11 protein-coding genes are annotated in these 12,583 nt (G+C 34.9%); all 11 read left to right on the plus strand.

Features of this window, described 5'->3' with window-relative positions; genetic code table 11:
• The first annotated feature begins 74 nt into the window (after window positions 1-74).
• The 11 genes from G577_RS0100205 (at window position 75) to dnaI (ending at window position 12,542) form a co-directional block, all read left to right on the plus strand.
• On the plus strand, window positions 75-2,252 hold the full coding sequence (locus tag G577_RS0100205) for a Tex family protein (protein WP_028789389.1): 2,178 nt from the start codon (window positions 75-77) through the stop codon (window positions 2,250-2,252).
• The gene (locus G577_RS0100210; RefSeq protein WP_028789390.1) at window positions 2,249-2,710 is read left to right on the plus strand and encodes a SprT family protein; all 462 of its coding nucleotides are present in this window, start codon (window positions 2,249-2,251) and stop codon (window positions 2,708-2,710) included. The genes G577_RS0100205 and G577_RS0100210 overlap by 4 nt, the downstream gene beginning before the upstream one ends.
• Window positions 2,711-2,808: 98 nt before the next feature.
• On the plus strand, window positions 2,809-4,146 hold the full coding sequence (gene murC / locus G577_RS0100215; RefSeq protein WP_038027543.1) for a UDP-N-acetylmuramate--L-alanine ligase: 1,338 nt from the start codon (window positions 2,809-2,811) through the stop codon (window positions 4,144-4,146).
• A gap of 62 nt (window positions 4,147-4,208) precedes the next feature.
• On the plus strand, window positions 4,209-4,679 hold the full coding sequence (locus G577_RS0100220; protein WP_028789392.1) for a MaoC family dehydratase: 471 nt from the start codon (window positions 4,209-4,211) through the stop codon (window positions 4,677-4,679).
• Window positions 4,672-5,352, plus strand: coding sequence for a Bax inhibitor-1/YccA family protein (locus G577_RS0100225; protein WP_028789393.1), 681 nt, complete (start codon window positions 4,672-4,674; stop codon window positions 5,350-5,352). Before G577_RS0100220 ends, G577_RS0100225 begins: the two co-directional genes overlap by 8 nt.
• A gap of 145 nt (window positions 5,353-5,497) precedes the next feature.
• Window positions 5,498-8,143 (plus strand): DNA polymerase I, encoded by a 2,646-nt coding sequence (gene polA, locus G577_RS0100230; protein ID WP_028789394.1) that lies wholly within the window; start codon window positions 5,498-5,500, stop codon window positions 8,141-8,143.
• Window positions 8,144-8,158: 15 nt separating this feature from the next.
• Window positions 8,159-9,004: a DNA-formamidopyrimidine glycosylase gene (gene mutM, locus G577_RS0100235; protein ID WP_028789395.1), complete on the plus strand. Its 846-nt coding sequence runs from the start codon at window positions 8,159-8,161 to the stop codon at window positions 9,002-9,004.
• Window positions 9,001-9,597 (plus strand): dephospho-CoA kinase, encoded by a 597-nt coding sequence (gene coaE, locus G577_RS0100240; RefSeq protein WP_028789396.1) that lies wholly within the window; start codon window positions 9,001-9,003, stop codon window positions 9,595-9,597. Before mutM ends, coaE begins: the two co-directional genes overlap by 4 nt.
• A gap of 141 nt (window positions 9,598-9,738) precedes the next feature.
• Complete coding sequence (gene nrdR / locus G577_RS0100245) at window positions 9,739-10,209, plus strand: transcriptional regulator NrdR (protein ID WP_028789397.1); 471 nt, start codon at window positions 9,739-9,741, stop codon at window positions 10,207-10,209.
• An 18-nt stretch (window positions 10,210-10,227) separates the two neighbouring features.
• Complete coding sequence (locus G577_RS0100250; protein WP_028789398.1) at window positions 10,228-11,616, plus strand: replication initiation and membrane attachment family protein; 1,389 nt, start codon at window positions 10,228-10,230, stop codon at window positions 11,614-11,616.
• Complete coding sequence (gene dnaI, locus G577_RS0100255) at window positions 11,616-12,542, plus strand: primosomal protein DnaI (RefSeq protein ID WP_028789399.1); 927 nt, start codon at window positions 11,616-11,618, stop codon at window positions 12,540-12,542. Before G577_RS0100250 ends, dnaI begins: the two co-directional genes overlap by 1 nt.
• The last annotated feature ends 41 nt before the right edge of the window (window positions 12,543-12,583 follow it).

Raw genomic sequence — 12,583 nt, forward strand, 5'->3', positions numbered from 1 at the left:
ACGTGGGTTTCTTAAATGAAATCCACGTTTTTTATGTTATACTTAAAGGCATGTGAAATGAAAGGTGTATCAAAATGACGCAAGAATTAGAAAAAGAGTTATTTTCTTTATTACAACAAGAATTACCACAATACCAACCTAGACAGTTACAAGCTGTATTAAACTTATTATCAGATAGTAACACTGTCCCGTTTATTGCACGATATCGTAAAGAAGCAACCGGTGGTCTGGATGAAGTTCAAATCAGAGAAATTGAAGAACGTCATCATTATCTAGAAAATTTAGAAAAAAGAAAAGAAGAAGTCCTTCGTTTAATCAATGAACAAGGAAAGTTAACTTCTGATTTAAAAAATAGCATTGTCAGAGCTAATAAGGTGCAACAAGTCGAAGATCTTTACCGTCCTTATAAGCAAAAGCGAAGGACAAAAGCGACCATTGCCAAAGAAAATGGTTTAGCGCCCTTAAGTCAATGGCTGTTGAGTTTCCCACAGCAAGACATCGAAAAAAAAGCTGAAACTTTTATTAATGATAATGTTTCTACAATAGAAGATGTTCTTTCTGGAGCTCACGAAATTATGGCAGAACAATTTGGAGATACAGCCAAATTTCGCAGCTGGGTTCGCGAAGAAATTTTTGAGAATGGCTTATTTGAAAGTCAGGTTAAAGACGCAGAAAAAGATGAAAAAAGCGTTTATGAGATGTACTATTCTTTTTCAGAACCTATCAAAAAAATCGTTTCACATCGGATTCTGGCTTGTAACCGTGGAGAAAAAGAAGGGATATTAACTATTTCTATTGAAAACGATGAAACAAAAGTCTTTGCTTATTTAAATCATCAATTGATAAAAGATGGAAACTCACCAGCTGTTCCTTTAATAGTAGCTGCTTACCAAGATGCTTATAAACGGTTCATAGGACCTGCGGTAAAACGAGAAATTCGTAATGAACTAACGCAAAAAGCGGATGAACAAGCCATTGCAATTTTCGGGGAAAACTTACGTAATTTGCTATTACAATCTCCTTTAAAAGGAAAAACCGTGATGGGATTTGATCCTGCTTATCGTACAGGTTGTAAATTAGCCATTTGTGATGCTACCGGAAAAGTACTAGCTATTGAGGTTATTTATCCTCATAAGCCAGCTTCTGAAGAAAAACGGAAAGCTGCAGATAATCAGTTTTGTCACCTTGTGGAAAAGTATCAAATTGATATGATTGCAATAGGCAATGGAACAGCTAGTCGTGAATCGGAACAATTTGTTGCTCGAAATCTTCAATCTGTTACACACGATGTTTTTTATGCTATAGTCAATGAGGCAGGGGCTTCGGTTTATTCAGCCAGTGAAATTGCTCGGGAAGAATTCCCTAATTTACAAGTTGAAGAACGTAGTGCAATTAGTATTGGCCGGCGACTCCAAGACCCGCTAGCTGAATTGGTAAAAATTGATCCCAAAGCTGTCGGTGTCGGTCAATATCAACATGATGTTTCACAAAAAAGACTGAATGAACAATTAAATTTTGTAGTAGAGACAGTTGTAAACCAAGTAGGGATTGATGTGAACACGGCAAGTCCTCAACTTTTGCAACATGTCGCTGGCTTAAATAAAACCACTGCTGGAAATATTGTTAGCTATCGAGAAGAAAACGGGGCATTTACTAAACGAACACAACTAAAAAAGGTTTCGCGTCTAGGACCTAAAGCTTATGAACAAGCGATTGGATTTTTACGAATTCCGAAAGCTCAAAATATTCTAGACAATACAGCTATACATCCAGAAAGCTACCCAGTAGCCAAAGAATTATTAAAAATCGTTCAGCTAGATTTGTCAGAAGTTGGAACCTCTCGTGCTCAAGAAAACCTAGAAAGTTTTTCTTTTTCCTTTCTTTCTGAACAATTGAATATTGGTTTCGAAACGTTAAAAGATATTATTAATGCTTTGATTCAACCTGGTCGAGATATGAGGGATAGCATGTCTGGTCCTCTGTTAAGAAAAGATGTTTTATCTATGGAAGATTTGCAAGCAGGCATGGAAATTAAAGGAACAGTGCGTAATGTTCTTGACTTTGGCGCTTTTGTAGATATTGGTGTTAAGCAAGATGGTTTGGTTCATATCTCCAAGTTAAGCCCAAAGTTTGTAAAAAAACCGAATGATATTGTTTCTGTGGGTGAAATTGTGACTGTTTGGATAGAACAAGTTGATTTACAAAAGGGGCGAATTAGTTTAACGATGATTGATCCAGGTGAATCGAAATGACCGAAGATGAATTACAGTCCTTAGTAGAAAGTGTTTCATGGCAATTCTTTAAAAAGCCATTTACACATCGAGCATCTTTCAACACTCGCTTACGAACTACTGGTGGCAGATATCATATGAAAGATCACCATTTAGACTTTAATCCTAAAATGGCTACTCTCAAACGTGAAACTTTTATTGGCGTTATTAAACATGAACTGTGCCATTACCATTTGCATATTGAAAATAAGGGGTATCAACATAAAGACGCTGATTTTAAAGAATTGTTGACAAAAACTGGGGGATTACGCTATGCTCCGAATGTTCAAACAAAACGAAAATTTCATGTTTATCAATGTCAAAATTGTCAATCCTTAATAACAAGGCAAAAAAAGATGAATACGCACCGTTTTGTTTGTGGTAAGTGTGGAGGCCGTTTGCACTATAGACACACCTATCAAAAAAATAAGTCGGAATAAAAATCCTTTGCTATTTTTACAAATTTATTAGATAATGTGTTGCAGTTTGATAATAAGTGCTTATTATCAAGTTTTCCGAGAAAAGAGGACAAATAATTATGGCAAAACAAGAAGAAAAAACTTATCACTTTGTAGGCATTAAAGGCTCAGGAATGAGCTCTTTAGCATTAATATTGCATGAACAAGGAAAACCAGTGCAAGGTTCTGATGTTGAAAAATATTTTTTCACTCAAGTTGGTTTAGAAAAAGCGGGCATACCGATCTATACTTTTGATGCGGATAATATTACTCAGGGCTTAACTGTTATAGCTGGAAATGCTTTTCCTGATGATCATAAAGAACTAGTTCGAGCTAGAGAAATGGGCTTAGATGTTATTCGCTATCATGATTTTATTGGACATTTGATCCAACATTTTACAAGTATTGCTGTGACAGGCTCCCATGGGAAAACAAGTACAACAGGGTTGTTAGCTCACGTGTTAAGTGGCATTATGCCTACTAGTTTTTTGATCGGCGATGGTACGGGGCATGGTCGTCCAGATGCTCAGTTTTTCGCCTTTGAAGCATGTGAATATCAACGTCATTTTCTAGCCTACCGTCCGGATTATGTTATTATGACAAACATTGATTTTGATCATCCAGATTATTTTAAAAGCATTGATGATGTGTTCTCTGCTTTTCAAACTATGGCTAAGCAAGTAAAAAAAGGGATCTTAGCTTTTGGAGATGACCCCTATTTGCAAAAACTGGAAGCAGATGTTCCTATTTATTATTATGGAGTAAATCAAGAAGACGATATTCGAGCTGAAAATATTACGCGTACGACAACTGGTTCTGCTTTTGATGTATATTTTCATGAGGACCTTATTGGTCATTTTGATTTACCAGCTTTTGGCCAACATAATATCAATAATGCTTTAGGTGCTATAGCAACTGCTCATTTAGAAGGTTTTAATATGCAAGATGTTGCTGAAGAAATGGGATCATTTTCCGGCGTAAAACGTCGGTTTAGTGAAAAGAAAGTTTCTGATATGGTTATTGTTGATGATTATGCGCATCATCCAGCTGAAATAAAAGCTACTATCGATGGGGCGCGTCAAAAATATCCGGATAAAGAAATTATTGCTGTTTTTCAGCCTCATACTTTCTCTCGAACCATTGCTTTAATGGATGATTTTGCTGAGGCTCTTAATCTAGCAGATAATGTTTATTTGTGTGATATATTTGGCTCTGCTCGTGAGCAAGATGGCGATGTAAAAATTGAAGATTTAGGTAATAAAATAACTAAGGGCGGCGAGATAATTCAAGAAGATAATGTTTCTCCTTTATTAGACCACAAAGATGCCGTAATCATTTTTATGGGTGCTGGAGATGTACAGAAATTTGAACGTAGTTATGAAAACCTATTAAGCAATACGACACGTAGCGTTTTGTAAATTTGCACATTTTTAAACATTTGATACAATAAGAAGAAATCATGAACATGGAGGCTAGTTGATTGGATATAGGAAAGCTGAATAAATTAGGAAAAACAATCAATGAAATTGAAGAAGGTCAGACAATGTCTGTAACTGAAGCAATTGAAGATGACCAGATTTTATTGTATTTAGGCTTAACTAACGATGCGAACCCTTTGTATGTCCAGCACGATTACGCACAAAAAACTGTTTATGAACAACCCATTGTTCCTTCTGTATTATTAATGGGCATAGTTACAAGTACAGTTTCAAAACATTTCCCTGGACCCGGATCACATATTGTTAATCTTTCAGTAAACTTTGTTGAAGCCGTGTACCATTATGAAATGTTAACTTTTTTATTTGAAGTGATTAAAGTCGATAAACATAAAGAAGATATGACACTTTCTGTAGAAGCAGTAAATACAGAGGGAAAACGGGTGTTAGATGCAGTTGTGATAGTTCAACCTCCTATGGTTTATAAAGAAGAAAGTGAGGATAACCATGAATAGTAACCCAGCGATTGAAGCAAAAGGTGTCAACCAATTTTATGCTAAAGTATATAGTATTTTTGCTTTAGGCTTAGGGATTAGTGCAGTTTCTGCATATATTGCGATGACAATATTTTTTGAACAAACGATTTCTTTTATAGATCGTTTTCCTTTGGGGCTTACAGGAATATGGCTAGTTGAAATTATTTTGGTCATTCTATTAAGCGCTAAAGCTCAGAAAAACCCATCATTAACGATTGCAGGTTTTATCGTTTATTCATTACTAAATGGAGTAGTTTTATCGATCACCTTATCTATGTATACGCCAGCATTAGTAGGTAGAGCATTTGCGACAGCAACAGCCACCTTTTTAGCAATGGCTTTATATGGTGCGGTAACAAAACGTGATTTAAGTGGAATTGGTCGAGCTGCAATTGGTTTGTTGATTGGTGTTATTGTTGCTACACTAATTAATTTCTTTTTACAAAGTTCAGCAGTTAATTACCTCTTGTCTTATTTAACTGTAGCAATCTTTTTAGGATTGACTGCTTATGATAATCAACAAATTCGCAATTTGTATTTTGCAACAGCCGGACAAGAAAATACAGGTCTTGCTGCTTTTATGGCCTTGCAGCTTTATCTTGATTTTATTAACTTGTTCTTATCGTTCTTACGTATTTTCTCTAGAAATTAATTTATACAATAACAAATAATTATAAAAAAGCGTCTCGATAAAGAAATCGGGTCGTTTTTTTGTTTTTTAGAAAGTGAGAAATGATCGCTTTGTTTTTGATACTTTGTTAAAATGAAAACATAGAATCTGAATGAGGAGACAAAAAATGGCAAAAAATAAATTATTATTGGTAGATGGTAATAGTGTTGCGTTTCGCGCATTCTATGCTCTTCACGGGTCCTTGGAAAACTTTAAAAACCCCAGTGGACTCCATACTAACGCAATTTATGCATTTAATTTAATGTTTGAAAATGTAATGGAAAAAGAAAATCCAACACATGTTTTAGTAGCATTTGACGCTGGAAAAACGACTTTCCGTAATGAAATGTATGAAGAATATAAAGGAGGAAGAGCAAAAACACCAGGAGAATTAAATGAACAACTTCCCTATATTCGTGAGTTGATTAATGGCTTAGGTATTTCTTATTATGAATTAAAAAACTACGAAGCTGACGACATTATTGGCACTTTAGCAAGTCAAGTAGATAAAAATCAATTTGATGTGACTGTACTTACTGGTGATCGCGATTTAACTCAATTAGCAACCAATAATATTAAAGTTGCTATTACTAAAAAAGGAGTTAGTGATACAGAAGACTATACTCCAGAACATATCGCTGAGAAATATGATGGATTAGAACCTAAACAAATCATTGATATGAAAGGCTTAGCTGGAGATGCTTCAGATAATATTCCAGGCGTAACCAAAGTTGGTGATAAAACAGCGATTAAATTATTGAATGAGTATGGTTCTGTGGAAAAAATTTATCAACACATTGATGATATGAAACAAAGTAAGATGAAAGACAATCTTATTAACAATAAAGATACAGCTTTGCTTTCTAAAAAGTTAGCAACAATTAATACTTCGGCCCCAGTAGATATTTCTATAGATTCATTAAAATATGAGGGAAGCCATTTGGAAAAATTAATTCCTTTTTATAAGGAAATGAATTTCCGTTCATTTTTAGACAATCTTGATGTGAATGAAGAAAATAACGACTTGGATGATATTTTATTTGAAGTAGTCAATGAGCCCACCGAAGACATGTTTACAGATGATATGGCTTTACACGTTGAAATGTTAGGGGAAAATTATCACGTAGAAGATATTGTAGGCGTAGCTTGGGGGAATGATGAGAAAATTTATGTTACCAATAGTGAAAGTATTTTTTCAAATGAAGCTTTTAAATCTTGGTTGTTAGATAAAAAAAGTCAAAAAAGAGTTTATAATGCCAAAAGCACCCAAGTAGCGTTAAATCGTTATATTGGATTACCTGAAGGCTTTTCTTTCGATGTATTGGTAGCAGCCTACTTACTAGATACAACTGATAATTCTGGGGATATCGAAGGAATTTGTGCACACTATGATTACCATGATATTCAATCCGATGAGGCTGTTTATGGTAAAGGAGCTAAAAAAGGTCTCCCAGAAGATGACGAAGTATTTTTTGCTCATTTGGCTCGAAAAATCAAAGCGATTCAGTGGCTTACGCCAAAGTTAGAAAAAGAACTTAGAGACAAAAAACAAATGGATTTGTATCGGGATATGGAAGCTCCGATTTCTTCTATTTTAGCTGAAATGGAGATTACAGGCATCACTGTTGACGCCAATCGCTTGAATAAAATGAAAGATGAATTTGCTCAAAGATTAAACGACATTGAAGAAAAGATTTTTGATCAAGCTGGAGAAAGGTTTAATATTAATTCACCTAAACAATTAGGACATATTTTGTTTGAGAAAATGGAATTACCTGTAATAAAAAAGACAAAAACAGGTTACTCGACAGCCGTTGATGTATTAGAACAGCTAAAAGACCAATCTCCAATGGTTGAAGATATCTTACAATATCGCCAAATTGCCAAAATCCAGTCCACCTATGTTGAAGGTTTATTAAAAGTTATTTTGCAAGATGGAAAAGTCCATACAAGGTATTTGCAAACTTTGACACAGACGGGACGTTTAAGCTCTGTTGATCCAAACTTACAAAATATTCCAATTCGTTTAGAAGAAGGACGAAAAATTCGACAAGCGTTTGTTCCTAGAAAACAAGATTGGGTGATTTATTCTTCTGATTATTCTCAGATTGAACTACGCGTTCTCGCACATGTTTCAAAAGACGAGCATTTGCAAGAAGCTTTTAATAAGAATCAAGATATTCATGCAAGTACAGCTATGAGAGTGTTTGATATTAGCCAACCAGAAGATGTAACACCTAATATACGTCGACAAGCAAAAGCAGTAAATTTTGGGATTGTTTATGGTATTTCTGATTTTGGTTTATCACAAAATTTGGGGATCTCTCGTAAGGAAGCCAAAAATTATATTGACACTTATTTTGAACGTTACCCAGGGGTAAAACAATATATGAATGATTCTGTAGCTCAAGCCAAAGAAAAAGGTTATGCTGAAACACTGTATAAGCGCCGACGTTATCTTGAAAGTATTAATTCTAGCAACTTTAATTTACGATCATTTGCGGAGCGAACAGCCATCAATTCTCCTATACAAGGTAGCGCAGCTGATATTTTAAAAATTGCGATGATTGAACTAGACAAACAGTTAAAAGAAAAACAATTCAAAGCATCGATGCTTTTACAAGTACATGACGAATTAGTTTTTGAAGTCCCACAGGATGAGTTAGAAACATTGGATCAATTAGTAAAAGGCGTTATGGAAAAAGCAGTGGAATTAGATGTCCCATTGATCACAGAAAGCAGCTGGGGAAAAACTTGGTATGATGCTAAATAAAGAAGGTGGACACGGTTGCCAGAATTACCTGAAGTAGAAACAGTAAGAAAAGGATTGCTTCATCTTGTCCAAGATAAGAGGATCAATGAAGTAATTGTTAGATGGCCTAAAATCGTTGAAGTACCAACAATAGATGAATTTTGTCAAAATCTAATAGGAGAACGAATTGAAACGGTCCAACGTAGAGGTAAGTTTCTTTTGTTTAAATTAACTCATTTTGACTTAATATCTCACTTACGCATGGAAGGAAAATATGAATATTTTCCTGAAGAAGAACTTTCACCAATTGATAAACATACGCACGTTATATTCAAATTTACAGATGGTAGCCAACTTCACTATAATGATGTGCGTAAATTTGGCCGTATGGTTTTAGTTGGGAAAAACCAAGGATTTCTTTATAAAGGAATTCAACAATTAGGTCCTGAACCTACAAGAGAAGATTTTGATTTAACGAAATTTATAACCAACTTGCAAAAGTCTACTTCACTGATAAAACCATTGTTGTTAAATCAAAAAGTTGTCGTTGGTTTAGGAAATATTTATACAGATGAAGCTTTATGGACAGCTAAGATTCATCCTCAACAACCTGCTTCTACGTTAACGCATAGACAAATAACAAAATTGCATCAATCTATTATTGAAATCTTGGCAAAAGCGGTTAATGCCGGTGGAACAACGGTTCGCAGTTATAAAAATGCTTTGGGTGAGGCTGGAGCTTTTCAAATGGGCTTAAATGTGTATGGAAAAATGAATGAACCATGTCCTCGCTGTGAGACACCGATTGTTAAGATAAAAGTAGGTCAAAGGGGCACACATTTTTGTCCTTACTGTCAGAAATTAAGGAGGAAGGTCTCATGAGTTTCATCCTCGGCATTACAGGGGGGATTGCTACAGGCAAAAGTACGGTTGTTGATCTTTTTAAGAAATACAATTTTCCAGTTATTGATGCTGATATTGTGGCAAGAGAGATCGTTGAGCCTGGTAAACCGGCCCTAAAAAAAATTGTGTCAAATTTTGGCGAAGACATATTGCTTACAGATGGCTCTTTAAATCGTCGAAGATTAGGTCAGATCATTTTTGCAGAACCAAAGAAAAGACAAAGATTGGATCAATTGCTTGCCCCCTTTCTACAAGATGCGATTATAAGCCAAATAGATACGGCAACAAATGATTCTTCCTTGGTTATTGCAGATATTCCTTTACTTTTTGAAGCAGGCTACGAGAAAGTTGTTGATCAAGTAGCGGTAGTATATATTCCTGAAAATTTACAAGTTGAACGTTTAATGAAAAGGGAGAACCTGACAGAAAAAGAAGCTCGTCAAAAAATTGCTAGTCAATTTTCGATTGAAAAGAAAAAAAGTCGGGCAGATATTATTTTTGACAATCAAAAGGAGTATTCTTCCATCTGTCAAAAAGTGACTTCTTGGTTAAAAGCTAACAAGTTTCTATGAAAGCTTAAAACTCTAGTGAAATCTAGAGTTTTTTTGTTCTTAAACTATTAGAATAAGACTATTTCGTGTTATAATTAAGAATAAGAATTTTACAAAAAATGATTGAACTTTCATGAAATAAACAGAAATGAGGTGAAGATTATGCATTGTCCAAAATGCCATCACCATAACTCCCGTGTGATTGATAGTCGTCAAACCGATGATGGACGAGCCATTAGAAGAAGAAGAGAATGTGAAAACTGTGGGCATCGTTTTACAACTTTTGAACGTATTGAAGAAGCCCCTCTTTTAGTTATTAAAAAAAACGGTGCACGAGAAGAGTTTAACCGTGAGAAAATTCTACGTGGACTCATTCGCTCTGCTGAGAAAAGACCAGTAGCAATGGAACAAATGGAACAAATTGTTGACCACATAGAAAGTAGAATACGTGAATTAGGAGAAAATGAAATTTCTTCTACTCAAATTGGCGAATATGTTATGGAAGACTTAAAAGACGTTGATGAAATTGCTTATATTCGTTTTGCTAGCGTTTATCGTCAATTTAAGGACATGTCTGTATTTTTAAAAGAATTGGAAGATATCGTCGGTAAGGCAAATGATTCACAAGAATAAAAAATAGGAGGGATACTTTTGTATAGTGCTTGGGACGAGGTACAGCCCAATCATATTTATCAAGTGACGAAAAGCTTTCCTCTGACAGAAGAAGGAGATAATGGGTTAATGTATCTTTATCAACCCATTATCGGACAAAAAGCACTTGCTTTATATTATGGTTTTTTAGGAGATAAAGATGATCTATTCGAAAATGAATTTGCTCATATCGATATGCTTGACGCATTGAATATGGGCTTACCTGATTTTTTAGAAGCCAGGAAACAATTAGAAGGTATGGGATTATTGTCTGTATTTGCTAAAGCAGATTCGGAATTTGGTAAAATGTTTCTTTATCGTTTGGAAGAACCGATTCATCCCCAAGCTTTTTTTCAAGATGAAACGTATAGTTTTTTATTATTAAATACAGTAGGTGAGCGTAAGTTCCGACAAATGGTTCGACGTTTTCAACCAGAAAAGCCAGATTTAACTGGCTATCAGGAGATTACTCGCGGTTTTCGAGAAGTTTATGGTGCTTTAGACGAACAAAGATTTAGTCGTAACGCCCAGCAACTAGAAAAAATTTCGCGTAACTATCAAGTTTCAGATTATAATCAACTTCAATTGGATGAACAACAGATCGATTGGGACTTTCTGTTTGAACTGGCTCAACGAAAATTTATCGCTAAAGAAAACTTTGATGAAAAATTCAAACAACAATTAACTTTATATGCCAATCTATTCGGTTTTGATGAGATGAAGCTAGTTGAATTAATGACTGAAGCTGTTTCTTTAGTTGATGGAATGATCGATCAAAAAGCTTTAGATAAGACAATTCGACAACAAAAAACCGTAAAAAAGAAAAAAAATCAGCAGCCTACGTTGGACGAGCAAGATGATGATGAAGTCCGTCGTTTTAATACTTTGCGACAAACAGGCTTTTCTGAAAATGATATTCAACTAATTAAAATCGCACAAAACACTGCACCTATGGACTTTTTACAAGCAATAAAAAATGAAAAGCATAATTATGTGACCGACCAAGAGACTTGGACAATGAAAACATTGGTAGAACGTAGTCCATTACCAAATAGTGTCATTAATGTATTGGTTCACTATGTACTCGTTATTAAGAAAAATAGCTTTTTACAAGCAAATTTCATTAATCAAATTGCAACAAATTGGTCGGAATTAGAGATTATTAGTCCTGAACAAGCTATTAAACATGTGCGAAGTCTCGTAAAAGAGGCAAAAAATAAACCAAATAAGAAAACGAATTCGACTAGTAAAAAGAGTCAACCGGTTCGTAAAGAAACTTTACCTGATTGGGTAGATAACCCTACGGAGGAAGTAGAAGACCCAGAAGTACAAGAAGAAATTAACCAAAAGCTTCAAGACTACCTGAAACGCAAAGAAGGTGAAAACTAATGGAAGATGTCAGTAAAAATTTAAATAAATTAATGAACCAAAAGGATTACCGAACGCGTTTTTCAGAAATGATGGCCGAGGTATTAAAAGATCAAGAGGTACAAAATTTTTTGGATGAACATAAGGATGAATTATCATCAGAAGATATTGAACGAAGTTATGCTAAATTGTATGAATTTGTTCAAGAAAGGCGAAAATTTGAATTAAATGATCCAAGCATGATTGCACCAGGGTATGAACCGCAATTAATTTTGAACTTTCATTCGGTAGATGTTACTTATATTCCAACCCAAGAGTTAATAGCGAAACAAGAACAAGAAGAAATTCGTAATCGTATCCAGGCTTTAAGTATGCCTAAAGATATACAAGAAGCTCGTATGGAAAACTACGAAGGAACAACGGGACGTGCCAAAGCCTTTATAAGTGCAATGGATTTTATTAATGCGTATAAAGACGCGCCCGATTCTTTTCATAAAGGCCTTTTTTTAGTAGGTAGTTTTGGTGTTGGAAAAACTTATCTACTTGGTGCTATTGCTAGAGATTTAGCTGAAGCAGGATATACCTCAACGCTTCTTCACTTTCCTTCATTTGCAGTAGATATGAAACAATCGATTAAAAAAGATGAAGTCGGTGAAAAACTGGACGCGGTTAAAAGTGCCTCTATTTTGATGTTAGACGATATAGGTGCTGATTCAATGAGTAGTTGGATTCGAGACGATATTTTTGGTGTAATTTTACAGTATCGTATGCAAGAACAATTGCCAACGTTCTTTAGCTCCAATTTCACCATGAGTGAGTTAGAACAACACCTATCAGTGACACAAAGAGGAGAGGAAGAGCCCTTAAAAGCGAAACGTTTATTAGAACGTATTCGTTATTTAACACAAGAGGTTCAACTGACTGGTAGAAATCGCAGAAACACTTAAATTTGAAACTCTCTCAATGAAGTTTTGAATTTGTTAGTTTT

It is taken from the genome of Tetragenococcus muriaticus DSM 15685, from assembly GCF_000423785.1.
Taxonomy (GTDB): Bacteria; Bacillota; Bacilli; order Lactobacillales; family Enterococcaceae; genus Tetragenococcus; species Tetragenococcus muriaticus.

Coding starts and splice junctions, on each gene's coding strand:
- coaE (WP_028789396.1), top strand. CDS start 9,001: ATGAGTTTCATCCTCGGCATTACAGGGGGGATTGCTACAGGCAAAAGT.
- nrdR (WP_028789397.1), top strand. CDS start 9,739: ATGCATTGTCCAAAATGCCATCACCATAACTCCCGTGTGATTGATAGT.
- dnaI (WP_028789399.1), top strand. CDS start 11,616: ATGGAAGATGTCAGTAAAAATTTAAATAAATTAATGAACCAAAAGGAT.
- polA (WP_028789394.1), top strand. CDS start 5,498: ATGGCAAAAAATAAATTATTATTGGTAGATGGTAATAGTGTTGCGTTT.
- G577_RS0100210 (WP_028789390.1), top strand. CDS start 2,249: ATGACCGAAGATGAATTACAGTCCTTAGTAGAAAGTGTTTCATGGCAA.
- murC (WP_038027543.1), top strand. CDS start 2,809: ATGGCAAAACAAGAAGAAAAAACTTATCACTTTGTAGGCATTAAAGGC.
- G577_RS0100225 (WP_028789393.1), top strand. CDS start 4,672: ATGAATAGTAACCCAGCGATTGAAGCAAAAGGTGTCAACCAATTTTAT.
- G577_RS0100205 (WP_028789389.1), top strand. CDS start 75: ATGACGCAAGAATTAGAAAAAGAGTTATTTTCTTTATTACAACAAGAA.